This window comes from Paenibacillus sp. P3E (genome assembly GCF_001909045.1).
GTDB classification, from domain to species: domain Bacteria; phylum Bacillota; class Bacilli; order Paenibacillales; family Paenibacillaceae; genus Paenibacillus_AQ; species Paenibacillus_AQ helianthi.
This window is the reverse complement of the sequence record NZ_LVWH01000184.1, coordinates 24,650-47,475: the sequence shown is the minus strand read 5'-3', so window position 1 is coordinate 47,475 and position 22,826 is coordinate 24,650. Positions and strand designations below refer to the sequence as shown.

General features: G+C 51.2%; 24 protein-coding genes. 19 read left to right on the top strand and 5 right to left on the bottom strand.

The window, feature by feature from the left end:
• Positions 1 to 395 precede the first annotated feature (395 nt).
• From A3842_RS21155 to A3842_RS21130, 6 genes are all read left to right on the top strand, one after another.
• Complete coding sequence (locus A3842_RS21155) at positions 396 to 2,135, top strand: peptide-binding protein (protein ID WP_074084363.1); 1,740 nt, start codon at positions 396 to 398, stop codon at positions 2,133 to 2,135.
• A gap of 117 nt (positions 2,136 to 2,252) precedes the next feature.
• Positions 2,253 to 3,224: an ABC transporter permease gene (locus tag A3842_RS21150; RefSeq protein WP_074084364.1), complete on the top strand. Its 972-nt coding sequence runs from the start codon at positions 2,253 to 2,255 to the stop codon at positions 3,222 to 3,224.
• A 2-nt stretch (positions 3,225 to 3,226) separates the two neighbouring features.
• Complete coding sequence (locus A3842_RS21145; RefSeq protein WP_074084396.1) at positions 3,227 to 4,201, top strand: ABC transporter permease; 975 nt, start codon at positions 3,227 to 3,229, stop codon at positions 4,199 to 4,201.
• A complete protein-coding gene (locus tag A3842_RS21140; protein ID WP_074084365.1) occupies positions 4,168 to 5,184 on the top strand; it encodes an ABC transporter ATP-binding protein in 1,017 nt (338 codons plus the stop codon). Before A3842_RS21145 ends, A3842_RS21140 begins: the two co-directional genes overlap by 34 nt.
• The gene (locus tag A3842_RS21135; RefSeq protein ID WP_074084366.1) at positions 5,181 to 6,203 is read left to right on the top strand and encodes an ABC transporter ATP-binding protein; all 1,023 of its coding nucleotides are present in this window, start codon (positions 5,181 to 5,183) and stop codon (positions 6,201 to 6,203) included. The genes A3842_RS21140 and A3842_RS21135 overlap by 4 nt, the downstream gene beginning before the upstream one ends.
• A gap of 164 nt (positions 6,204 to 6,367) precedes the next feature.
• Positions 6,368 to 7,021 (top strand): M48 family metallopeptidase, encoded by a 654-nt coding sequence (locus A3842_RS21130; protein ID WP_074102636.1) that lies wholly within the window; start codon positions 6,368 to 6,370, stop codon positions 7,019 to 7,021.
• Between the two features lie 57 nt (positions 7,022 to 7,078).
• On the opposite strand, the gene A3842_RS21125 is transcribed toward A3842_RS21130, so the two are convergent.
• Positions 7,079 to 7,633: a GNAT family N-acetyltransferase gene (locus A3842_RS21125; RefSeq protein WP_256701796.1), complete on the bottom strand. Its 555-nt coding sequence runs from the start codon at positions 7,631 to 7,633 to the stop codon at positions 7,079 to 7,081.
• A 314-nt stretch (positions 7,634 to 7,947) separates the two neighbouring features.
• On the opposite strand from A3842_RS21125, the gene A3842_RS21120 reads away from it, so the two are divergent.
• The 6 genes from A3842_RS21120 to A3842_RS21100 all read left to right on the top strand — a co-directional run bounded on the left by A3842_RS21120 (position 7,948) and on the right by A3842_RS21100 (position 13,657).
• Entirely contained in the window at positions 7,948 to 9,879 is a 1,932-nt protein-coding gene (locus tag A3842_RS21120) for an asparagine synthase-related protein (protein WP_074084368.1), read from the top strand.
• A 29-nt stretch (positions 9,880 to 9,908) separates the two neighbouring features.
• On the top strand, positions 9,909 to 10,034 hold the full coding sequence (locus A3842_RS32135) for a paeninodin family lasso peptide (protein ID WP_020426161.1): 126 nt from the start codon (positions 9,909 to 9,911) through the stop codon (positions 10,032 to 10,034).
• 114 nt (positions 10,035 to 10,148) lie between these two features.
• Complete coding sequence (locus A3842_RS21115) at positions 10,149 to 11,090, top strand: hypothetical protein (RefSeq protein WP_074102634.1); 942 nt, start codon at positions 10,149 to 10,151, stop codon at positions 11,088 to 11,090.
• Positions 11,087 to 11,392: a lasso peptide biosynthesis PqqD family chaperone gene (locus tag A3842_RS21110; RefSeq protein WP_074084370.1), complete on the top strand. Its 306-nt coding sequence runs from the start codon at positions 11,087 to 11,089 to the stop codon at positions 11,390 to 11,392. The genes A3842_RS21115 and A3842_RS21110 overlap by 4 nt, the downstream gene beginning before the upstream one ends.
• Complete coding sequence (locus tag A3842_RS21105) at positions 11,389 to 11,847, top strand: lasso peptide biosynthesis B2 protein (protein ID WP_074084371.1); 459 nt, start codon at positions 11,389 to 11,391, stop codon at positions 11,845 to 11,847. The genes A3842_RS21110 and A3842_RS21105 overlap by 4 nt, the downstream gene beginning before the upstream one ends.
• A gap of 13 nt (positions 11,848 to 11,860) precedes the next feature.
• Positions 11,861 to 13,657, top strand: coding sequence for an ABC transporter ATP-binding protein (locus tag A3842_RS21100; protein ID WP_074102633.1), 1,797 nt, complete (start codon positions 11,861 to 11,863; stop codon positions 13,655 to 13,657).
• Between the two features lie 161 nt (positions 13,658 to 13,818).
• Here the strand turns inward: A3842_RS21100 and A3842_RS21095 are convergent, their stop codons facing one another.
• A complete protein-coding gene (locus A3842_RS21095; protein WP_074102632.1) occupies positions 13,819 to 15,003 on the bottom strand; it encodes a nucleotidyltransferase domain-containing protein in 1,185 nt (394 codons plus the stop codon).
• Between the two features lie 210 nt (positions 15,004 to 15,213).
• On the opposite strand from A3842_RS21095, the gene A3842_RS21090 reads away from it, so the two are divergent.
• Positions 15,214 to 15,927 (top strand): DUF554 domain-containing protein, encoded by a 714-nt coding sequence (locus A3842_RS21090; RefSeq protein ID WP_074102631.1) that lies wholly within the window; start codon positions 15,214 to 15,216, stop codon positions 15,925 to 15,927.
• 19 nt (positions 15,928 to 15,946) lie between these two features.
• Here the strand turns inward: A3842_RS21090 and A3842_RS21085 are convergent, their stop codons facing one another.
• Positions 15,947 to 16,366 (bottom strand): GNAT family N-acetyltransferase, encoded by a 420-nt coding sequence (locus A3842_RS21085; RefSeq protein ID WP_074102630.1) that lies wholly within the window; start codon positions 16,364 to 16,366, stop codon positions 15,947 to 15,949.
• Between the two features lie 193 nt (positions 16,367 to 16,559).
• Between A3842_RS21085 and A3842_RS32130 the strand changes: the two genes are divergently transcribed.
• On the top strand, positions 16,560 to 16,904 hold the full coding sequence (locus A3842_RS32130; RefSeq protein WP_143186331.1) for a phosphotransferase: 345 nt from the start codon (positions 16,560 to 16,562) through the stop codon (positions 16,902 to 16,904).
• Positions 16,829 to 17,320 (top strand): aminoglycoside phosphotransferase family protein, encoded by a 492-nt coding sequence (locus tag A3842_RS31600; RefSeq protein WP_083609677.1) that lies wholly within the window; start codon positions 16,829 to 16,831, stop codon positions 17,318 to 17,320. The genes A3842_RS32130 and A3842_RS31600 overlap by 76 nt, the downstream gene beginning before the upstream one ends.
• A gap of 25 nt (positions 17,321 to 17,345) precedes the next feature.
• Here the strand turns inward: A3842_RS31600 and A3842_RS21075 are convergent, their stop codons facing one another.
• Complete coding sequence (locus A3842_RS21075) at positions 17,346 to 17,963, bottom strand: NAD(P)H-dependent oxidoreductase (protein WP_074102629.1); 618 nt, start codon at positions 17,961 to 17,963, stop codon at positions 17,346 to 17,348.
• A gap of 200 nt (positions 17,964 to 18,163) precedes the next feature.
• On the opposite strand from A3842_RS21075, the gene A3842_RS21070 reads away from it, so the two are divergent.
• From A3842_RS21070 to A3842_RS21060, 3 genes are all read left to right on the top strand, one after another.
• Entirely contained in the window at positions 18,164 to 18,853 is a 690-nt protein-coding gene (locus A3842_RS21070) for a winged helix DNA-binding protein (protein ID WP_074102628.1), read from the top strand.
• A gap of 91 nt (positions 18,854 to 18,944) precedes the next feature.
• Complete coding sequence (locus A3842_RS21065) at positions 18,945 to 19,385, top strand: HEAT repeat domain-containing protein (protein ID WP_074084378.1); 441 nt, start codon at positions 18,945 to 18,947, stop codon at positions 19,383 to 19,385.
• A gap of 90 nt (positions 19,386 to 19,475) precedes the next feature.
• Entirely contained in the window at positions 19,476 to 20,072 is a 597-nt protein-coding gene (locus A3842_RS21060) for a hypothetical protein (protein ID WP_074102627.1), read from the top strand.
• 165 nt (positions 20,073 to 20,237) lie between these two features.
• Here the strand turns inward: A3842_RS21060 and A3842_RS21055 are convergent, their stop codons facing one another.
• Entirely contained in the window at positions 20,238 to 21,833 is a 1,596-nt protein-coding gene (locus A3842_RS21055; RefSeq protein WP_074102626.1) for an acetate--CoA ligase, read from the bottom strand.
• Positions 21,834 to 22,237: 404 nt separating this feature from the next.
• Here A3842_RS21055 and A3842_RS21050 point away from each other — a divergent pair, with 404 nt between their 5' ends.
• On the top strand, positions 22,238 to 22,762 hold the full coding sequence (locus A3842_RS21050) for a GNAT family N-acetyltransferase (RefSeq protein WP_074102625.1): 525 nt from the start codon (positions 22,238 to 22,240) through the stop codon (positions 22,760 to 22,762).
• The last annotated feature ends 64 nt before the right edge of the window (positions 22,763 to 22,826 follow it).

The following is a 22,826-nucleotide window of genomic DNA, read 5'->3' as shown; positions in this document are numbered from 1 at the left end:
CTTTTTAACTATTAATGGAATTAAAAATCTAAATAGGAAATGTAATGGGTTTGTAAGGCGATCTAATACATATAATAGAAATAATACAAGGTAAAAAACGGATAAAAAAGATATTGACGTAAGAAAATTTAACATGTAATATAAACCATAATTTATATGGGAAACCTTACCTCCTCAAGTGCTGTTCCTGCAGTTTATTGACCTTCGGTCTATTCTGGGGATAGCGACTGAAGGGGTAAGAGATTCTTTGTAAGGTATTGTTACATACCTTGAAGACCGATGTTGTGATTTACACAAGGGAGGTTGAACAAAGCTTTAGCAGAGAGGGTACATTGGAACCTGATGGCATTGACGGTTTACGTTACACGGATCTAACAAAAGGAGGAGTAAATTTAATGGCGAAAAAGAGAAAATGGTGGTCTGGTTTACTGGTTCTATCTCTTGTAGGAGTTCTATTCACAGGTTGCAGTACAAATAACACTGCAACTAATTCACCGAGTGCTACAGCAGAGAGCTCTGCTCCTGCCGCAAGTGAAGCCCCCGCTGCTTCTAAACCGGCTGCAGATGGACCGGTTGATGGCGGTACGATAGTTATGAGCTCTTTCTCCGATATCGTAAATATTAATCCCCTCATGATTAACGACACCTCTTCCGGTGATGTAGCAGAATTCGTATTTGCGAAGCTCTATGATCTGGACCGTCAGGGCAATGTACAAGCAGAACCTTGGTCGCTGGCAGCAGCTGTACCGGAAATCTCCGCAGATGGACTGACATACACCATTAAATTGAAAGATACGATCAAATGGAGTGATGGTCAGCCTATTACAGCCGATGACGTGGTGTATACCATCGAAACGGCTAAGAATCCGGAAACCGGATCACCGCTTACAAGTGCTTTTGACAAAGTGAAGACCGTAGAGAAGGTCGATGACCACACTGTGAAAATTACGATGTCCAAGATTTATGCGCCTTTCCTCTACGCACTTTGCCAGGCTATTGTACCAGCGCATATTCTGAAGGATGTAGCACCGAAAACCATGCAAACCAATGCATATGGTACTGACCCGGCCAAGACCGTCACAAGCGGACCTTGGAAATGGACCTCCTGGAAACAGGGCGACAGCCATACCCTTGATGCTGATCCCAACTACTGGGGTGAAGTTAAACCTCACATTGCACAAGTGGTTTATAAAATCTATGCCGACCAGAATACCGAAGTTCAAGCTCTCCTGAAGGGCGACACAGACCATATCAGTGCTATTCCGGTTACACAGGTTGAAGCGGTCAAAGCTAACGACAAGATCAATATCATCCAAAAGCCAGGCGCTCAGTACGAATATGTAATGTTCAACTTTGATTCGAAGAACTTCAAAGACAAATACGGTCTGTTCGCTGGACAGAAGACCAGACAGGCCATTGCACACGCACTGAACCGCCAAGGGATGGTCGACAACATTCTGAAGGGTGTCGGCGCGCTGATGAACGCACCGTTCCTGCCAGGTACCTGGGCTGATCCGGGTGATGCAGCTGTTAACTATGATTACAATGCCGAAACAGCTAAGAAGCTGCTGGCAGAAGACGGATGGGTTGCCGGCAAGGATGGTATTCTCACCAAAGACGGACACCGTTTCTCCTTCGAACTGCAATATAATGCGGGCAACAGCCGCCGTGAGCAGGTTGCTGCTGTCATTCAGCAGAACCTGAAGGAAGTCGGCATTGAGGTAACACCAAAAGCCATTGACTTTGCAGCCTGGATTGACCAGAACGTAACACCGGGTAAATTCCAAGCGTTGCTGTTAGCGTGGTCCCTGAACACTCCGGACCCGGATTCAGAGAGCGTCTTCTCCTCCAAATACTTCCCGCCTGCTGGACAGAACAGCGGCTGGTATAAGAATGAGAAGCTGGATAAGTTGTGGGTAGATGGATATTCTACTGTTGACCAAGCGAAGCGTAAAGAAATTTATAAAGAAGTAGGTAAAGAAATCTCTACTGATCTGCCTTACGTGTTCCTGTATCAATATGGTCAAGCCATTGGTACGGGCCCTAGAGTTCATTGGGCAGACGAAGATGCTCCAGAGCCGTCACTGGGCTATGGACAGTACTTCCATGCTCTCAAATGGTGGGTAACCAACTAAACAAACAGACACAGGAAATAGAATTACGGGGGAGGAAAGAGAATTCTCTTTCCTCTTCTCCTTTTGTCATAAGGGAGTTCCGGGTTCTATGTCTTACCATCTCTAGGAGGACATTTGATGACAGAATATCTGATCCGTCGCGTACTGCAATCAGTGCTGGTAATCTTTTTGATTACTATAGTTACCTTTCTTCTTATACATGCGGCCCCCGGAGGGCCGACCCAGGTGATGCTGTCCCCTGGCCTTTCACCGGAAATATTCAAGCAGCAAGCGCATAATTTGGGTCTGGATAAACCTATCTATATTCAGTATATTCGCTGGATCGGCGACCTGCTGCAGGGCGATCTGGGGTATACCTTTAAAAATCATCTCGCGGTATCCGATCTGTTGTTGCCTCGTATCGGCAACACCTTCATTCTGATGGGAGCAGCTTGGCTGGTGTCCCTGATCATTGCGATTCCCTGGGGCATCTACAACAGCACCAAGGTATACGGATTATCTGACCAGTCCGCATCCTTCATCTCCTATATCGGCTTTGCGATGCCGACGTTCTGGTTCGGAATCCTACTGCAGCAGTGGTTCTCTCTGAAGCTGGATTGGTTCCCCCTATCGGACATGCACACACGGGGCAAAGAAGGGGACATTGGTGATTTATTCATGCACCTTGTGCTGCCGATTACCGTTCTGGCCCTTGGTTTTCTGGTGTCTTATATGAAATATGCGAGAGCAAGCATGCTTGAAGTGCTGGATCAGGATTATATCAGAACAGCACGTGCAAAGGGTGTTAAAGAACGCAAGGTCATTTTCCACCATGCGCTGCGCAATGCACTTATTCCAATCATTACGGTTCTGGGAATGGATCTTCCAATATTGGTAGGAGGGGCCGCATTAACCGAGAGTGTATTCAACTGGCCGGGTATGGGCCGCTTGTACGTGCAAATGGCGACCCAGCGTGAATATTCAGTACTTATGGCCATAACCATCGTAACGGCAGTTATGGTTGTACTGGGCAATCTGCTGGCGGATATTCTGTATGCGGTAGTAGACCCTCGTGTCAAGCTTAGCAAGCAAGGAGGCAAGGCGGCATGAGTATAGGGCAATCACAACTTCCGACGGATTCATTGAAAGTGGAACAAGGGCTGCCGGCGGCAGAGCTTAAGAGACCTCCCGGTCCTTGGGTCATCCTGTGGAAAAAGTTCTCACACAACCCATATGCTATGAGCGGGCTTTTCGTTCTGCTCTTTTTCATCATTGTGGCGATTCTTGCTCCAGTTCTAACCAAATATAAACCAGACGCCATTGATATGATGTTTCCCAACCTGAAGCCCGGAGCTGAAGGACATCTTTTGGGGACGGACGAACTGGGCCGCGACATTCTCACCCGACTATTGTACAGTGCGAGAATTTCCCTGAGTATCGGGTTTACAGTAGCCTTTGCTTCAGTAGTCGTTGGTTCGATTGTCGGCGCAATTTCGGGTTACTTTGGCGGCTGGGTGGATACGATTTTTATGCGTATAGTTGACGTGACGAACTCCGTGCCTACGCTCTTCCTTAACATTCTGGTGCTGGCCATTTTCGGTTCAGAGGTTAAGTATATGATCCTCATTCTGGCCTTAACCAGCTGGATGAGCATTGCCCGTCTGGTCCGGGGGAATTTTTTGCAGCTTAGGGAGATGCAGTATGTTGAGGCTGCCAGAGCGATTGGGGTATCGAACTGGGGGATTATTTTCCGCCACCTGCTCCGCAATGCAAGCTTCCCGATTATTGTGAATGCGACTCTGATGGTCGGCGGGGCGATTCTAAGTGAGTCTGCACTGTCCTATTTGGGGCTTGGCATTCAATCTCCGGCCACAAGCTGGGGCCTTATGCTTAGTAATGCACAGGAATTTATGCTGATAGATCCGTTGCAGGCCGTATATCCAGGGTTGTGTATCCTGCTTGTGGTGCTGGCGGTTAACTTTATCGGCGATGGTATCCGGGATGGACTGGATCCCAGACAGCAAGTGACCAAATCCCGGAGGAGGCTGGACAAATGGCGGAAAAATTACTCGAAATCCGGAAACTGACCACCGGCTTTATCACAGAGAAGGGGATGGTAAAAGCAACCGACCAAATCTCCATTGCAGTGGATAAAGGTCAAACGGTGTGTCTGGTAGGTGAATCCGGCAGCGGTAAAAGTGTCACTTCACTCGCTATTATGCGGCTTATCGATTATGCAGGCGGGATGATTCTCGAAGGCAATATTAACTTTCACGGCCAGGATCTCGCTGCCAAGACGCAGGAGGAGATGCGGGTAATCCGTGGCAACAAGATCGCTATGATCTTCCAGGATCCGATGTCTACATTGAATCCGGTATTTACGATAGGGGATCAGATTGCCGAAAGTCTGCAGCTTCATCAGAATAAAAATGCCAAAGAAGCTGCAGAGATGGCTGTTGGCCTGCTGAAGCTGGTTGGTATTCCGGCACCGGAAATCCGGGCGAAACAGTATCCGCATGAGCTGTCCGGCGGGATGAGCCAGCGGGTGGTTATCGCTATTGCCCTCGCTTGTAATCCTGAGCTGCTGATCGCCGATGAGCCTACTACAGCCCTCGATGTTACCGTTCAGGCTCAGATTCTGGATTTGCTGCGCAAGCTTCAGGCCGAGCTTGGCATGTCCATTCTGCTGATCACCCATGATATGGGTGTTGCGGCTGAAATTGCGGACCGTATTGCTGTTATGTATGCGGGAGCGATTGTAGAAGAGGGCACGGTAGAAGAAATCTTTGATCATCCCAGCCATCCGTACACCATTGGTCTGCTGCAATCCATTCCCGGCTTTGAGGGAGGACGCGGCGGAGAACTGTATACGATAAAAGGAACGATTCCGCCCATTGGCCAGCTTCCGACAGGCTGCCGCTTTCATCCGCGCTGTCCGCATGCGATGGAGGTCTGCAGTATGAAGGAGCCGCCGGATTTCATGATTACGGATGATCACCGTGCGGCCTGCTGGCTGTTTCAGGGTAAGCCGGTTCAAGCTGACAACAAAGATGAGGTGAGACAAGCATGACGAATGACACGGCAGTCCAACCGATGATGGAGACAACCTCCACCGCTGAAGTTCTGGTGGAGGTGAAGAATATCAAAAAATACTTCCCGATTACTAAAGGTCTTCTTAACCGGACCGTGGGGCAGGTTAAGGCGGTAGACGGTGTTTCCTTGTCTATCCGCAAAGGGGAAACCTTTGGACTCGTTGGTGAATCCGGCTGCGGCAAGTCTACCTTTGGACGCGTACTGCTCAGACTGCAAAGCGCTACTGGGGGAGAGGTCCTGTTTGGTGGCCAGGATATCCACTCTTTGAGCCATCAGGATTTGCGGAAGCTGCGGGAGAAGATGCAGATTATTTTTCAGGACCCATTCGGGTCTTTGAATCCGCGGTTTCTGGTCAAGGATATTATCGGAGAGCCGCTGCGTATTCACCGGAGCATGTCGGCCAAGGAAATCGACGCCAGAGTCGTGGAGCTGATGGAGCTGGTGGGCCTCGACGCATCGCGGAGAAACCGTTACCCGCATGAATTCTCGGGCGGACAGCGCCAGCGGATCGGGATCGCACGTGCGATTGCGCTGAATCCGCAGTTCATTGTTGCCGACGAAGCGGTATCGGCACTCGACGTTTCGGTGCAGTCCCAGGTAATTAACCTGCTGATGAAGCTGCAGAAGGAGCTTGGTTTGACCTTCTTGTTCATTGCGCATGGCCTAAATGTCGTCCGTCACATCTCGGATCGTGTAGGCGTCATGTATTTGGGTAAAATGGTCGAAGTCGCAGAGACCGAGGCTTTATTCGCCGCTCCACTGCATCCATATACAGCAGCGCTGCTCTCGGCTATTCCCAAGCCGACGCCAAGACGGAAGCAAGACCGGATTGTGCTGCAGGGTGATGTTCCTTCACCGGCAAATCCGCCTTCAGGCTGCCGGTTTCACACCCGTTGTCCGATGGCCCAGGAGAAATGCCGCCAGCAGGAGCCGCAGCTTGAAGAGTTGCTCCCCGGCCGGATGGTGGCCTGCCATTTTCCGCTGGCCACTTCGTGATCCCGCGGATGCCAATAAAATCATAAATATGGCATGAAAAGAGGGGATGTTCCTGAAGCCGTTATCCGGCTGCGGAAACATCCCCTCTTTGATCATGCTTCATATGTAGAGTGAAATTATGCTAAGCTTAGGGGAAATGAAATCTTACAGAAACGATGGTGGCTATGCAGATCCAACTTGGAGAACAGACCTTGCAGCTTCATATTCAGTACGGCAAACGGAAGAAAATTTCTCTGCAGATTGATATGGTGGGGCTTATTATTGTTAAGGCGCCTACGGGCACAAGCGAAGAGATGATTCGGAGTAGTGTACAGCGGCATCAAGAATGGATTCTGGAGAGTCTGCAGAGGAATGCGGCGGCCCGGCAGCTTCCGGCTCCCAAGGAGTATCAGGAGGAAGGGCGGTTCCTGTACCTCGGGAAGGAAGTTTTGCTGCATGAATTGATTGAGACCGGTGAGCGGGATGCGGAGAAGCTGAAGCTCGAGCTGAAGAAGTTCTATTTTACCAGTCTGAAAAAAATCGTTGCCGATCGGATCACCCGGTATCAGACGGTACTGAAGGTGAAGCCCAAATCCATTGAAATCGTAGAATCCCGAACCAAATGGGGAAGCTGCAGCGCGGATAAAAAGCTGACCTTTAATTACCGGCTTGCCATGGCACCGCCCGAGGTGATCGATTATGTGATTATCCATGAGCTGTGCCATCTGCTGCATATGAACCATGACCGGTCCTTTTGGCGCCGACTTGGAAGTGTAATGCCGGATTATAAAGAGAAGGAGGCTTTTCTGGCGCGGCAGGGCCAGTTTATGACACTTTAGCTGATAAATGGAACCGGAAGCTTGAATTCAAGCTCCTGCAGCGTAATCCCCACCTTACTAGTACTCCATTCCACGAACCTTCGAAAAGAGCATAGTATCTCTTAACGCTCCCTCCACATCACATTTGTCGTTCCGGATGATGCCTTCCAGGGTGAAGCCCAGGCGCCCGGCTACCCGTGCGCTCTGCGTATTGCGCGAGTCACACCGGATTTCGATCCGGTTAGCGCCCAGCTCTCGAATCGCATAGTCCGTAATGGCATCTACGGCCTCGCTGATATATCCTTGCCTGCTGCAAGATGTCCGCACCCAATACCCGATCTCGAATTTTCGTGTCTGCCAGTCTATCCGGTGCAGCCCGCTGCTACCCACGAGTTGACCGGAATCCTTATGATATAGAAGCATTCTGAGGTCCTTACGCTCCATGAATTGTAGATGCGACCGCCGGATGCTGGCCTCGGATTCCTGAACAGTCGGCGGAACTTGTGCCCAAGGCATCCATGGACTCAGTTCTGCAAGACTTTCGTGAACCGCCTCGTTGACAGCGGCTCCGTCTCCCCACTGTGCTGCACGAATCAGTAGACGATTACTTTCGAAGTTCTCAGGGAAATTCATTAAAATTGGATTTATACCAGCAGGTCCCATGGTCTCAGCTCCCAGAAAATGTTACTGATTAACATAACATATGGTTTATACGGTTTTCAATCAGATTGATTACAGTCTTTTTGCCTATGCCTATAACATGCATGTCTAAAGTTGTCAATACGCTAAAGGATACCTAAAAGTACCCGCTGGTGTTATTCACAATGAATGGGATGGGGGTTATCTTATATATAAAGAAATGTTCTTAATTAAGAACCAGTAAAAAAGCTCCAATCGGTGCTTTTTAGAAGCACGGGGAGGCTTTTAAATCAGGTGGGGGCCTTACCATGAGCGCGATCGCCGGAATCTATCCATTGCAGCATGAACCTCTGGACCCGGAACTGGGCCCAGCCCTAATGCAACAGCTTGACCGCTATCCCGCTGATGAGCTCAGGACGTGGCAGAGCAAAGACATTTTCCTGGGCTGCCTGTCCCAGTGGGTCACGCCACAATCCCTCGGAGAGACACTTCCCTTTTATGATGCTGAGCGGAAACTGGCTATTACGGCTGACGCAATTATTGATAACCGGGAAGAGTTGTTCGAGCGGCTTCAGGTGCCGCGGGGGGATAGAGTCTCTATACCGGACAGTCTGCTTATTCTGCTCGCCTATGAGAAATGGGGCGATCAGGCACCGGTTTATCTGGTCGGTGACTTTGCCTTTATGATATGGGATGAACGGAAGCGTGCGCTGTTCGGAGCCAGAGATTTCTCCGGGAACCGGACATTGTACTTCCTTCGGTCCAGGGGGCTCTTATCTTTCTGTACCGTCATTCATCCACTCCTGTCGATGCCAGGGGCGGACCGGACCCTGAATGAGGGGTGGGCCTCCGAGTTCCTGGCGATCCATACACGGACAGATGTCTCGGACCTATATTCCACAGTCTATCAATCCATCGAACAACTGCCGCCGTCCCATTCTATTTCCGTAAGCGGCGGAAATATCTCGTTCTCCCGCTACTGCACTCTGCAGGCTCCACCCGAGCTGCGGCTGCGGTCAGACCAGGAGTATGAGGAAGCCTTTCGTGAGGTGTTTGGGCAAGCGGTCCGGGACAGGCTTCGGACACACCGCGCTGTTGGAGCTAACCTGAGCGGGGGGCTTGATTCCGGCTCGGTAGTCAGCTTTGCAGCTGCAGAGCTTCGCCGCCAGGGCCAGCCGTTACATACCTTCAGTTCCTATCCGGTGGATAACTTTGTCGATTTCAACATCGGCAAACGTGTCGCCGACGAGCGTCCCTATATTCAGGAAACCATCGATCATGTGGGGAATATTCAGCCCAACTTTTTGAATTTCCCCCATCTGAGTCCATACAATGACATTGATGAGTGGCTGGATATTATGGAGATGCCCTATAAATTTATCGAAAATTCCTACTGGCTAAAAGGGATCTTTGAACAGGCGCAAATGAAGAACATTGGCGTGCTGCTCAGCGGACAAAGAGGCAACTGGAGCATATCCTGGGGACCTGCGCTGGATTATCAGGCCAAGCTGATTCGTGAATTCCGCTGGATCTCCTTTTACCGGGAAAACCGGAAGTACAATGAGTCGATGGGTGCAAACCGCAAGAAGGTATTTCAAATTGTCGGCAAAAAAGCCTTCCCGGCCCTGACCCAGCTGCTGCCGGCTAAGCAGCACGAAGCCCCTCCTGATCTGATTCACCCCGATTTCGCGAGGCGTACAGAAGTGGAGGAACGGCTTAGGGTGCTGGGGATAAACAGCGGATCTTCCCAGACCATCTATGATATCCGGCGCAAGCATTTTGAACAGCCGCATGTCTGGAATGTGAATGGTACGGTAGCGACGAAGCTGTCGCTGAAATACCGGGTGTGGGATCGAGATCCCACGAATGATCTGCGTGTTATCCGCTTTTGCCTGTCTGTGCCGGAGAGCCAGTATGTACAAAATGGGGTGGATCGTTCACTGATCCGCAGAGCGATGAAGGGATTACTGCCTGATGAGGTGCGTCTGAACCGGAAGCGGCGCGGCGTTCAGGGGGCGGACGGGATTTACCGTATGCTCCCGAAATGGGAAGCCTTTCTTCAGGAGCTCCGGGAGATGATCAAGGACCCTCGCACCTCCGCCTACCTTAATAATACCGGGCTCGCCGAATGTTTGAATCGGCTGGGTAGTGAGCCCGCACCAAGTATGATTTTCAACTCGGATTTTCGCCTTCTGACACGTGGACTTGTGTTTTATCGTTTTCTGAAGCGTTTGTCCTGAGAGTGCAATGCTTGAAAGGGGGTGAAAATATGAAAAAGGAATACAGCAAGCCTGCTTTGGAAGTACTCGATGTGAAAATGACTATGGCTGGACCTGGTGTCGCCATCGTTGATGCCTTCCAAGATGATCCGGATGAAGTACAACACTACTCCTAGGATGGTTTTGGTTCGATTGGCCCTAGTCTCCCTTTGCTTGCTGAGGGGGACAAGGGCTATATTTTACAGCAATACCCCGAAACCGGGCAAACCCGAAGATATGGAGTGGATCATATGGCGAGTACCGTTCAAGGTTTGGCTTACAAAGCGTTTGGTCTGCAGATCCACAGCGAATTCCCTTTGCCGGAGCTTCCTATTACCAGTGAGCCGGGGCTTATAGGCAGCATATCGGTCATTGAGGGGGATCTGAAAGACCGCTGGGAAGCTATACCGAAGATCACGCGGAGCCTTGGGGTATCCGGGCATGAGGTTATGTTCGAGGCGAAGGATACAGCCATCTTTGCCATTCAGGACGGCAATACGATTACAGTATCACCTGTTTCAGGAGCAGATCCGGATTGTATCCGTCTCTTCATCCTTGGGAGCTGCATGGGGATTCTGCTGATGCAGAAACAGATTCTTCCGCTTCATGGAAGTGCGCTTGTTATAGATGGCAAGGCATACGCACTGGTTGGGCGTTCAGGGGCAGGCAAATCAACGCTGGCCTCGTATTTGATGGATCAGGGGAGTCCGCTGATCAGTGACGACGTTATTCCCGTTATGGTGCATAATGGTTATCCATTAGCCGTTCCAGGTTATCCGCAGCAAAAGCTGTGGCAGCAGAGCCTGGACTATTTGGGAATGAATTCGTCCCTCTACCGCCCGCTGTTTGAGAGAGAAACCAAGTTTGCCGTACCGGTGCATGACCGCTTTTACGGTGAGCCATTGCAGCTTGCAGGCCTGTTTGAATTATCTGCCGCCCCGGAGGCTCCGGTCAGCCTGCAGACGATTGACGGTATGGAACGGTTTCACACCTTGTACAATCATACTTATCAGAGAGCAATTGTCGACCGGATCGGTATCCGTGAATGGCATTTTGGAATGCTGGCTTCCTTCGTGGGACGTCTGCCGATGTACCGGCTGACCCGGCCGGAGCAGGGCTTCAGTGCTCCGCAGCAAACCGCACTTATTCTAGAAGCGTTGCAGCAGCATCAAATGAAGGAGATGAATCCATGAATATGAATACTACAGAGGTTCTATCGCTCGAATCCGTGCTGGTACAGCGCGAGGGGAATATTGCCAGCGATATGGACGGTGAGAAGGTCATGCTGAATGTAAAGAATGGCAAATACTACAACCTGGGTGAGGTTGGCGGGGAAATCTGGACTGCGCTGGCGTCGCCTGTAACCGCAGGCCGGGTGGTAGAGATCATTCAGGAGAGCTTTGAGGTTCCGGAAGAGATTGCCCGCCAGGATGTGTTTGCTTTTTTGCAGAGCCTGCTGAATGAGGATCTTGCGGCTATTGTAAGCCAGCCATGATTACCTTGCGGCGCATTCGCTTACTGCTGACGGTGGACAAAGCCGCCTTGGCGCTCCTTCCCGAGGCGCTTTGGAGGCTTTTTCTCGTTCGGATCCAACTGTTGTTTCCTTTTGCCAAAACGGCTTCCCAGCTGGGCATACAGTCTCTGGAAACCCCTGTAGTATCCAAAGAGAGCGATATCGCCCGCATTCAGCATATTACCAAAGCGATCCGTATCATGAGCCGCTATACGCCCTGGAAAAGCACTTGTATGGTCCGGGCGGTAGCCGGACTCCAAATGCTCGAAAAACGCGGGATCGAGAGCACGCTGTACATGGGAGTTGCCAAGGACAAGCAGGGCCAGATGATTGCCCATGCCTGGTTACGCAGCGGGTCTTATTATGTCTCCGGCGATGATGTGATGAAGGGTTTCGTGGTGGTGAAGAAATTCGCCAAAGTATTACATGCTGAGTGATCGAGGTGGGTCCATGCAAGCGATAATGTACTACATCCGGCAGCTTCAGCGCTTGTCCGGAGTCAAACTGTATCTAAATCTGCTCGGTATGGGGATCAGCGGCCTGCTGGAGAGCTCTGCCGTTCTGCTGCTGGTGCCCATGCTGGGCATGGCCGGCATTCAGCTTGGCGGAAAAACGGCAGGCCTCGACCTGCCTATGCTCGGTTTCATATCAGACCTGCCTCAGACCGAAGCGCTTGCGCTGGTGCTTGGCGGGTATGTATTCATTGTACTTTCCCAGAATCTGATCACCCGTTTTGTAGCTATCCGGAACGTCGATATTCAGCAGACCTACAGCCGGCAGCTGCGGTATGAAGTGTACAGTGCATTGCTGCGGGCCGAATGGTCTTTTTTTCTGAAAAAACGCACCTCTGACCTGATCAATGTAATGACGACCGAGCTCGCGAGGGTGCTTGCGGGGATCAGCGCTTTCCTGCAGTTCCTGACTTCGCTGCTGTTCACGCTGGTGCAGATTGGCTTCGCGTTCTGGCTGTCTCCTCAAATGACGCTTGCCGTACTGGTCTGCGCGATTCTGCTATCCTTGTTCTCCCGCCGGTTTATCCGCAAGGCGAAGAGGCTGGGCAGCCGGAGCTCCGAGCTGGGCAAGCAGTATCTGGCCGGGATTACGGATCAATTGAACGGCATCAAGGATATCAAAAGCAACAATCTGGAGGATTCCCGGCTGGGCTGGATGCATGAATTCACCGGTGAGGTCAAACAGGAGCAGCTGGATTATACGCGGCTGCGCACGAATTCCCAGCTGCTGTATAAAATGTCATCTACGCTGCTGATCGCGATGTTCATCTTCGTGTCGTTCCGTTTTCTGCATGTGGAGGGACCTTATCTGCTCCTGGTGATTCTGGTGTTCGCCCGGCTGTGGCCGACCTTCTCCGCGCTTCAGACGCTGCTGGAGCAGCTTGCTTCCGTGCTGCCTTCCTTCAAGCAATTGCAGCTGCTGCAGGAAGAATGTCTGCAGGCTGCGGAGCATGGCGCGCAGGAATCCAGAGCTGTCGTTGCCCCTATGATGCTTAAGCATAGTCTGGAGGCGCGCAATGTGGATTTCCGCTACAACCCGCAAGAGCAGGAGTACTCGCTGCGCGGTGTGAACGTGGTGATCCCGGCTAACCGTATGACTGCCATTGTAGGACGTTCGGGTGCAGGGAAAAGCACGCTGGTGGACCTGCTCATGGGACTGATGCAGCCGGAATCGGGGGAGATTCTGGCAGACGGGCAGCCGGTCACTGGAGAGAGGCTTCTGCCTTACCGGCGTTCTATAGGCTATGTAGCGCAGGACCCTTTTCTGTATAACGCCACGATCCGTGACAATCTGACGATGATCAAGCCGGATGCAAGTGAGGATGAGCTATGGGAGGCGCTGGAATTCGCTTCGTCAGCCGATTTTGTCCGTAAGCTGCCTCAGGGATTGGACACACTGCTCGGTGACCGCGGCGTCCGTCTTTCAGGCGGAGAGCGGCAGCGTCTCGTGCTGGCACGGGCGATCATCCGCAAGCCGTCCATCCTGGTGCTGGACGAAGCGACGAGTGCACTGGATACCGAGAACGAGAAGCGGATTCAGGAGGCGCTGGAGCGTTTGAAGGCGACGGTCACAGTCATCGTCATTGCACACCGGTTGTCGACGATCCGGGGAGCGGATCAGATTCTGGTCATCGACCAGGGCCGTGTCATCCAGCAGGGAGTATTCAGCGGCCTGGCCTCGGAAAAAGGCGGCATGTTCAGCCGTCTGCTCAGCAGCCAGGAAGAGGCCATGTAAGGTTAGAGTGGTGCAGCAGGTTCGGCGTTCTAATGAAATAAATGGGTATAAAAAAAGGATACTTCCGCACAAAGTGCAGGAGTATCCTTTTTATTGGTGCGTTGAAAGGGAGTATCTCTATTTCACAGCCATACCGTGCGGCCATCGGCGCGGTATGGCTATTATTCCGTTCTGCCGCTAACCTTGCGCCAAGTCCACAAAAAAGGGCGCAAAGGGAAGTAGAGCACATGCAGCTTCTTTGGCAGCGGCAACGTCTTGGCATCTGCCGCATAAGGGTACAGAAAGCCGATGATGTACAGAAACTGATGCCAGCGCGTCAGGATCGCCGGCTGATAATATTTGTAATGGCGCTCTACCTCCGGCTCCAGGGGAGGATTGTGCAGATTGATCATACGCGCGACATAGAAAAGCGAAAGCCCGGCAATCCGCCGCGCCTTGGGCCGCTCCGCGAGGCTGGCCAGCGCAGGCTCAACTGGCGCAGCCAGCAGATCGGCAGCAAGCAGAAGCGCCTGTCCGCCGACATCGTTGTAATGGTACCGCCGCAGCAGTGCGGTCAGTTTGCCGGTATCGGGCTTTTGGAGCAGTAGCTGACGGATATCCAGCAGCCATCTCAGTCTCGACCAGCCATGGCGTGCGCCATGGGCCGCCAGAAAAAGAAATAAGTCTTCGCTGCCCAAATAATGGACATTGTGCCCGAAGTGGCTGCTCGTCCGTGCATGTTTCCACAGCTCGTCGAAATCCGGCTCTGTGGAGGGACCGGGACTGAGGCGCCAATGCACCTCCACCTTAATGCCTTTGTCCGGATGATTGAACGTGGTGTGATGCTCCCGCCATTTCCAGTCTCCCAGTATACTTTCGAAGTCTTCCTCCTTGACATAACCAAGGCGGAGAAGCAGTGATTCCGTTTCAGCCAGCTGTGCCATCGGTACGATAAAATCGAGATCACGCGAGGTGCGCAGCGAGATTTCGCCATACAGCTCCTGGGCAAGCACCGGTCCTTTCAGGAACAGGGAACGGATCTGCAGCTTCGCAAGCTCCTCCCCGATATAGCCCATTTCCCCGCTGAGCTGGAGCATTTGCACAGTATTTCTGCGGTATTCCCGTTTCAATCGCTCGGTTACCTCCGGGGGCACATGCTCTTCACGCATCCGGCTAAGTTTGGGATAAATATAAGGAAATACCCGATGATGCAGGGACAACCGTACCCATAGCTCCCAGTCGATATCCATGAACAGCTGTCGATTCTGTTTGGCGGTGTCATCGATGTCGTCCGTGTTAAGGACTTCTAAAAGAAGCCGAAGCTCTTTGGAAAAGCTCTTTGTATCCAGGCCATACCCGTCATTCATAGGAGATCTCCTTACTTGAATTTGTAACGCTTCGTTCTGTAATCTGTTCGGTTTAAAGAACGCACTTTGAGCGTACCATCGAAACCTGAAAATTGTCAATTTCCTGAACTATAACATGAAGATAGACTATTGACGCAGTCAAGGTAGTTGGTAGACTAGTGAGAGTGCTCGGATCAATGAATACGCAAATGTGGGAGAAGAGCGAAAGAGATGGTACTATTAGGCGCTATAGTTAACGGTATTGCGATTATTGCAGGAACACTCCTGGGCAAGCTGCTGCAGCGGATACCGGAGAGTATGAAAAACACAGTGATGCAGGCGATTGGCCTTGCCATTATTGTTCTGGGGATTCAGATGGGCTTCAAAAGCGGAAACTTCCTGATCGTCATCCTGAGTCTCGTCATCGGAGCTGTGGCAGGTGAATGGATAGATCTGGATGAGAAGTTCAACCGGGTAGGCGAATGGCTGGAGCTTAAGATAGGTTCAGGTGAACAAGGGAGCCTGTCTCTTGGTTTTGTCACCGCAAGTCTGGTGTTCGTGGTGGGGGCAATGGCCATTCTGGGCGCACTCGACAGCGGGATGAAAGGGGATCATCAGATTCTGTATACCAAAGCTATCATGGACGGATTTATTTCCATTATACTGACCTCAACTTTGGGAATGGGTGTCTTGTTCTCTGCGATCCCCGTTTTTCTCTATGAAGGAGCCATTGCCCTGTGTGCTACACAGATTACCCGGTTCGTTCCCGATGCCTTGATGAGCAGCATAATTACAGAGATGACAGCAGCTGGCGGGGTGATGATCATGGCTATCGGCCTCAATCTGTTGGGGATTACCAAGATCAAGGTGGCTAATCTGCTGCCGGGCATTCTGGTGGCGGTGTTGCTGGTGGCGATAATGTACGGGTACGGGCAGTCTGTTTGAAAAGTAGAAGAACCGCCGCTTAGAGATCCTTTTTCAGGTAATAGTGGCTGAAGCCTCCGGCATTGGGAAGGGTCCCGTACACCTCGAAACCGTGTTTCAGGTAAAAATCCAACGCTTGAAAGCTTAAGGTGTCCAGCTTGATGAAATCGCAGCCTTTGGAACGGGCGAGGGATTCAGCCTCTGCGATCAGCAGGCTTCCATAGCCGGTTTTGCGGCAGGCCTCGTCCACGAACAGGTAGTGCACCTCCAGCCAGTTCCAGCAGATTTCACCGGTGAGGCCACCGTAATTCACGCCATCCGCATTTTTTAGAAACAGCTGTACTTCCTGGTACCTGTCTTTTAAGGAATCAGGGAAATGCCTCCAGTTAAACTCTCTCATTTTGTCTGATACATAGGTTTTGTCGGCAGGGAGGGATGTCTGAGAAATAAAAAGCTCCATGGTCGATACTTCCTCTCGGTTCGGATAGAAGCCTGTTAAGGGCTCAATATCTTGAGCTTAGCATATCTCTGCCAGGACTTCGTGCTAAAGTTTTCTTTATAGTTGTTGAGTACCGCTGATCTAAATCAGTGAAAGGTCATGATGGGAGCATAAGTGATGAACATTCAAAAAACTCCTGGAAGGATGTGAGGAAATGATAAATGCTATACGCGGGATACCGGGGGCCGAGTCGTGGTCAACGGTAGAACCCGTGCTGAAAGGCTGGTCGAGTGACCGGAAGTTTTATGTCGAGGATCTGGCGGGGCGCAGATTGCTGCTGAGACTTTCACCGGGTGCTTCGCTTGAGCGTAAACAGCGGGAATATGAAGCGATCCGCAGCTTTAATGAATTGGACTTCCCGATGTCCCGGGCTGTTGATTTTGGGAGTTGCAGCAAGAGAAGCTCCCCCACTATGAAGCGGAGATGCAGGCCAAGATTCTCTCAAGGATCAAGGAATACGAAGAATGCCCGTACCACCTGGAGGGGGATCAGCAAGTAATTGCCTTCGTTCGGCAGAACATCAGCGAGATCCATAATGTGGAGAAGGTGCATCATCACGGTGATTTCCATGTAGGCAACCAGATTTACACGACTGAAGGAAGGATTGGCGTTATAGATTTCAACCGCTGGGACATTGGAGATTATGCGGAGGAATTCTATAAAATACAGTTCTTCGACAGGGAGCAGAGCATCCCTTTTGCTAAGGGCAAGCTGGAGGGCTATTTCGGAGGGCCGCCACCGGAGGATTTCTGGAAAAGACAGGCGCTGTATGTGGCGTATACCTCGCTGTATTCCATAAAGTGGTCGATTCCTTACGGCGAAGCCGACATTCAGGACATGATGGAACGCTGCCGACTCGCTCTGAAGGACTATGACCAATTCCGTAGAACGATTCCCGGCTGGTACCGGGAGTAGTCGGCTAGACAACCAATGTCACAAACTACAGCCGGGCGAACCGCTGCTCGGTTTTCTGCAGATAGTGTTCACGCGCTTGCGGGCTGCGTCTCTCCATACTGGTATAATTGTACCAGCGGAGTTTGTGGATACCCATCTTGCGGAAGGTGCCGCGGAAGAGAACTTTGGTGACGGGGTTGCCGAAGAACCATCGGTAGATCGTGTCCGGAGTACTCATCACAGTCAGCAGGGAGACGCCTGTAAGCTTCGGCAGCAGGTGGGAGAACGGCCGTCCCGGCTTCGGTTCATGATAGATTGTCCCCTTAACAAATACTTTGTCAAGAAAACCCTTCGTAGTAGCGGGCATACATTCCCACCAGATTGGAAAAATGAAGATCAGATGATCGGCGGCGATTATACGCTTCTGGTAGTCAGCGGCAAGCGGGTCAAGCGTCTTTCCCTGTCTCCAGGCGGCAAGCTCTGCAGCAGAGATCACCGGATTGAAACCGTCGGCATGAAGATCCATGAGATCCACCTCATGGTGGTTCAAGGCCAGACCGCGCATAACGGAAGCCAGGAGGGCGGCGGAATAGCTTCGGGCGTGAGGGATATTTGCGGAAGCTCCAGCCCCGTATGGATGATCGAAAATAATAGCAATTCTCATGAGCAGTACTCCTTTGGGTTTATTGTTTCGTGAATTACATTTATGTTTCTTGGATACAATAATATATGCTGGTTTCTATGGTGTCAATAATATTTCCTGGAAACTTTATTTATGTTCCGTTTGTTGCTACACTGGATTCAGCAAGTGCCACAGAATTTAAAGCGTAGGCTTTGAAAGTATTTTTAGGAGGGAACCCTGCTGTGCCTTATTCCCCAGAACGTGCAAGCATCACCTCTAAGCAGCTTCTCATTCATAATCTAATGGAGTCAGCGTCTAAACTTCAGAAGCATTTTCAAACGGAGGATGATGACGAGCGGCGTTGGATGATCCGCAATTGCAACAATCCTCTTGTCATTGAGTTTCTGCAGGAGTCTACGGTGATGATGTTGCATGTCATAGACGCAATCGGTAAGCTGGAGCCGGTCAATGGAGCCTCCATTTCGAAAGAGTTCGGCATTCCCAAGGGCAGTGTGTCAAAGGTCACCCGGAGGCTGCTGGAGAAAGGAATCATCAGCACGGAATTTTTGCCGGATAACAAGAAGGAAGTGCTGTTCCGCACGACTGCGTTAGGCCGGGAAGTCTTTGAGCTTCACCAGGCGCTGCACCGGCAAATGAATATTGGCATCCAGCTTTTCCTGGAAAGATACACTGAGGAGGAACTGTCCTTCATCATCCGTGGGCTTGAGGATACGATGGAAGCGACATGGACGGAACCGGAAACCATTGCCGCTAAGTTTGCAGGGCAGCATTCTGCCGCTGCGGAGGAGCCGTTGTTTACAGGAGAATCCCCGGAGCTGCAGCAGATTACAGCTATGCTCCGTCAACTGGATGAACGTAGTCTGAAGAAGGCGAAGACCATTCTGCAGGATGTTTTTTTCACTTCGTATTAATATTGGTGTAAAAGATTGAAATCAAGGAGTGCAGTACGGTAGAATTGCACTATACGACCAGCAGATTTAACCAAGAAGGGGATTGTAACGTTTGAATAATGAAGAATTGAATAACGGGCTGCCGGAGAATTACGAGGAACTGAAGAAGGCTGCCGGACGCTCTGCCGATTGGAGAGCGCGTCTTGAGGCCGTGGAGGAGCTTGGCCGCTTCAACCATAAACAAATTATTGATATTCTGAATCGTCTGATGATCAGCGATCCTGTATATACCGTCCAAGAAGCTGCATATGCGAAGCTGAAGGCCTTCGGTGAAGAGGTTACCGTGCCTTCGAAGAACAAAGCGGAGCTGTTCAGAGGTGTATCCAAGATTGTGCTGCGCGTCAAGAAGAGCCTTCCAAGGGACCATTCCTATGAAGAGTTCAAGGAAAAGCTGAAAAAGATGCGGATTGACGTCTATGATGCTTATGAAGGCGAGAAGGGCGAAGATTTTGACGCCTGGCTGCAGAAATTGTGGGCTTCAGCCACTAAATAGGTAAGGCCATAGAGCGGAGAGACGGGGAGGATTCCCTATCGCTCCGTTTTTTGACGGTTCTCAAAAACTAATCATGCAAAGGATGACAACATGCTTAACAATTCATCTACTGAACCATTAACACGCTTATTTCAGGAGTTTCTTCAGCTGTCTGCCGGACTGCGCCCGAACTACATTGCCAGCTTAGGGAGCGGGGGAACGGCCGGGGGCCCGGCGATCAGCGACATCGTACCGGCTGTGCCAGGGCTTTTGGAGGCCATCTACAGCCAGGTTTCGGGTACCAGCAGCAACGAAGAAGAGCCAAGTCTGATCGAATTCATTCCGGGCTACCGGCTGATTCATATTCAGGAGTATGCGCAGGAAATCCAGGTGCTGAGAAGTATTCTGGAAGAAAAGGGATACAGCGGCGGAGGAACCGTTCTGCCCGTCCTGACCAACTACGGTAGTGATTTTATCTGCTATTTGCAGAGTGAGGACGGAACCGAGCGGATCTGCGACCTGCTGCATGACTACGGCGACCTGGTGGTAATGTACGATTCCCCGGAGAAGTTCCTGGAGACGCTTTGCGAATTTTACAAGCAGGATGTGTATTTTCTGGATGAGGAAGGCTATTTGGACTGTGATCTGGTTCTCGAAGGGGAAGTTGGCGCAGCACTGAATCCGTCGGCCAACTATTGGTCGGAATGATTTCCTGGCAGAAGAACACAGCGGACGAAAATTTCAATTCGTTATTAAAGAGGTTCAATTTATCTCACGTATACAAAAAACGGGTGTCTTCCATATAGAGGAAGACACCCGCTTTATTATTTATAGAAGCAACTTGCCGTGTTTATGCTATAGCCGGTGAAGCGGTTATTCCTGCGCAGCCTTTTTTTCCTGCTCCCGCAGTTCCACGCGCCGGATCTTGCCGGAGGCGGTTTTCGGGAGATCCGCGATAAATTCAATTTTGCGCGGGTATTTGTAAGGGGCCGTCCACTCTTTTACATGGGACTGCAGCTCTTTGACCAATTCTGGTGTACCCGTAACATTGTCCTTCAGTACAACAAAGGCTTTGACAATCGAGCCGCGAATCTCGTCAGGACTGGCCACCACGGCGCATTCCTTGACCAGGGTATGCTTCATCAGGGCTTCTTCCACTTCAAACGGTCCGATGGTATATCCCGAACTGATGATGATGTCATCGCCACGGCCTTCGAACCAGAAGTAGCCGTCCTCATCCTTGTGCGCCCGGTCTCCGGTGACAAAATACTCTCCATGCGAGCAGTTCACCTTGCGTTCAGGGTCTTTGTAATAGTTCTGGAACAAGGCTGGCATGCTTAAGTGTACGGCAATATCTCCAACGACTCCTGCAGGCAGCAGGTTCCCTTCTTCGTCAATGACCTCGACAAGGCCGGGAGCTATGGATTTGCCCATGGAGCCGACACGGATCGGTTCATCCTTGAGTGCCGCAATAATCAGCGTGCTCTCCGTCTGCCCGTAGCCGTCGCGGATAGTAATATCGAAATGCTCCTGGAAGGTGTTGATGACCTCCTGGTTGAGCGGCTCACCTGCGGATACGGCGCAGCGCAGCTTCGACAGATCATAGTGCGGCAGACCTTCGGTCTTGGCCATTAAGCGGTATTCGGTAGGCGTACAGCATAATACCTGAATTCCCTGATCCTGCAGCAGTTGCAAATAACGTTCCGGATGGAAAGGTCCGTTGTAGACAAAACCGGTTGCGCCGTTGCCTAGAACAGTGAGGAACGGACTCCAGATCCATTTCTGCCAGCCCGGTGCGGCTGTAGCCCAGACAGTATCGGACTCACGGATATCGAACCAGAGCGAAGAGACAATTCTCAGATGTGCGTAACCCCAGCCATGCGTATGAACCACAGCCTTGGGATTGCCGGTTGTCCCCGAGGTATAAGCCAGAATTGCGATATCATCGCGGCGGCTCGCTACAGCTGTGAAACTCTCTGGCTGCCCATCCATCAGGCCCTCCAGATCAGTCCACCCGCTGCCAAGTACTTCTTCACTCCCGCCAACCGAGAGACGGTAATCAAGTGCCGGCAGATCATCGGTGATTTTATTGACTTCGCCGGTCACTTCAGACCAGACAATGACCGCACTGGCTTCGGAATGACGCAGCCGGTAGGCCAGATCCTTGGCCCGCAGCATTTCGGAGGAAGGAATAACAGCGAGCCCAAGCTTTAGGCAGGCCAGATAAATGACATAAGCGATAATCCGGCGCGGAACCATAACAAGTACACGGTCACCTTGCTTCAGGCCTAGACCGGACAGCCCGCCGGCAAGGCGGTTGGCCTGCTTCATAAGCTCACCGTAAGTGATTTCTTCGTAATTGCCGTTCTCTTGTAGCCACTTAAGTGCAATCTTATCGGCTGGATGATGCTCCATTTCCGAAGTGAGATTGTAGAATTCAGGTGCAATCCAATGCTGATTGTCCAAAATGAATCTCTCCTAATATAAACGTGATGTTTTTTCAATAGGTATAGTATAGCACGTTCTCCTAGTACCAGGTGCTAAACTGGAGGGGAACAGTAGAGAATGTTCTGTGACTATTTTTGGCTATCATGCAGAAATGTATAGGCCCCAGAAAGGAAGAGCATCATGGCACTACGGTTTCGAAATAGCCGCAATCCTGATTAGGGAAGGGTTCGTGGGAAATTATACAAAATTGAAACAACTTGTCCAGGGCAACCTTCTATAATAGTGGAAAAAGCCACCAAGCGGCGGCATGGCTTGCTCCCTCCCTAATCTTTTGCTTACGGTTATACCCAATACCATTAAGGGTAAGCCAAGCCAGGAACCTTCAGCCGCTAACCGGCAACTATCCAGAAAGCAGGAAGATGACCATGAACCCTACAGCCTTTGAAGAGATTTATACCATTATGGAAGCTTCTTTTCCTGTCACTGAAATCAGAACCTTCAGTGGACAAAAGTCGTTGCTCAGCCATCCTCATTACCAGCTGCATACCGAGCTGGATACGGAGAACCGCATTCAGGCCTTCCTGGCCGCATGGGAATTCCCGGAGCTGCGGTTTGTCGAGCATCTTGCGGTCAACCCCGAGATCCGCGGAGGCGGGATTGGCAAGAAGCTGATGCAGACGTATCTCGCCCTTACGGACAAGCCTGTTGTGCTGGAGGTGGAGCCACCGGAAAATAAGCTTGCAGAGCGCAGAATCGTCTTTTACGAGCGCCTGGGCTTTCATCTTAATCCTTTTGATTATGTGCAGCCTCCGCTGCGCGAGGGGCAAGCCGATCTGCCTCTGAGAATCATGACCTATCCCCGGCAGGTGACGCTGCAGGAATTCCGGATGTTCCGGGATATCCTGTATACCGAAGTCTATAATATCCCGGTTCCTGGCCGCCGCCGGTAGCATTGGGATTACCATGAGCTAGGCCACAGCCCGCACTATTCATTATGAATAGGCGGGTTTTTTC

Bases quoted from the DNA above. Each gene is read 5' to 3' on its own strand.
- A3842_RS21155 (WP_074084363.1), top strand. From the start codon at position 396: ATGGCGAAAAAGAGAAAATGGTGGTCTGGTTTACTGGTTCTATCTCTT.
- A3842_RS21150 (WP_074084364.1), top strand. From the start codon at position 2,253: ATGACAGAATATCTGATCCGTCGCGTACTGCAATCAGTGCTGGTAATC.
- A3842_RS21140 (WP_074084365.1), top strand. From the start codon at position 4,168: ATGGCGGAAAAATTACTCGAAATCCGGAAACTGACCACCGGCTTTATC.
- A3842_RS21135 (WP_074084366.1), top strand. From the start codon at position 5,181: ATGACGAATGACACGGCAGTCCAACCGATGATGGAGACAACCTCCACC.
- A3842_RS21130 (WP_074102636.1), top strand. From the start codon at position 6,368: ATGCAGATCCAACTTGGAGAACAGACCTTGCAGCTTCATATTCAGTAC.
- A3842_RS21125 (WP_256701796.1), bottom strand. From the start codon at position 7,633: ATGAATTTCCCTGAGAACTTCGAAAGTAATCGTCTACTGATTCGTGCA.
- A3842_RS21120 (WP_074084368.1), top strand. From the start codon at position 7,948: ATGAGCGCGATCGCCGGAATCTATCCATTGCAGCATGAACCTCTGGAC.
- A3842_RS32135 (WP_020426161.1), top strand. From the start codon at position 9,909: ATGAAAAAGGAATACAGCAAGCCTGCTTTGGAAGTACTCGATGTGAAA.
- A3842_RS21115 (WP_074102634.1), top strand. From the start codon at position 10,149: ATGGCGAGTACCGTTCAAGGTTTGGCTTACAAAGCGTTTGGTCTGCAG.
- A3842_RS21110 (WP_074084370.1), top strand. From the start codon at position 11,087: ATGAATATGAATACTACAGAGGTTCTATCGCTCGAATCCGTGCTGGTA.
- A3842_RS21105 (WP_074084371.1), top strand. From the start codon at position 11,389: ATGATTACCTTGCGGCGCATTCGCTTACTGCTGACGGTGGACAAAGCC.
- A3842_RS21100 (WP_074102633.1), top strand. From the start codon at position 11,861: ATGCAAGCGATAATGTACTACATCCGGCAGCTTCAGCGCTTGTCCGGA.
- A3842_RS21095 (WP_074102632.1), bottom strand. From the start codon at position 15,003: ATGAATGACGGGTATGGCCTGGATACAAAGAGCTTTTCCAAAGAGCTT.
- A3842_RS21090 (WP_074102631.1), top strand. From the start codon at position 15,214: ATGGTACTATTAGGCGCTATAGTTAACGGTATTGCGATTATTGCAGGA.
- A3842_RS21085 (WP_074102630.1), bottom strand. From the start codon at position 16,366: ATGGAGCTTTTTATTTCTCAGACATCCCTCCCTGCCGACAAAACCTAT.
- A3842_RS32130 (WP_143186331.1), top strand. From the start codon at position 16,560: ATGATAAATGCTATACGCGGGATACCGGGGGCCGAGTCGTGGTCAACG.
- A3842_RS31600 (WP_083609677.1), top strand. From the start codon at position 16,829: ATGCAGGCCAAGATTCTCTCAAGGATCAAGGAATACGAAGAATGCCCG.
- A3842_RS21075 (WP_074102629.1), bottom strand. From the start codon at position 17,963: ATGAGAATTGCTATTATTTTCGATCATCCATACGGGGCTGGAGCTTCC.
- A3842_RS21060 (WP_074102627.1), top strand. From the start codon at position 19,476: ATGCTTAACAATTCATCTACTGAACCATTAACACGCTTATTTCAGGAG.
- A3842_RS21050 (WP_074102625.1), top strand. From the start codon at position 22,238: ATGAACCCTACAGCCTTTGAAGAGATTTATACCATTATGGAAGCTTCT.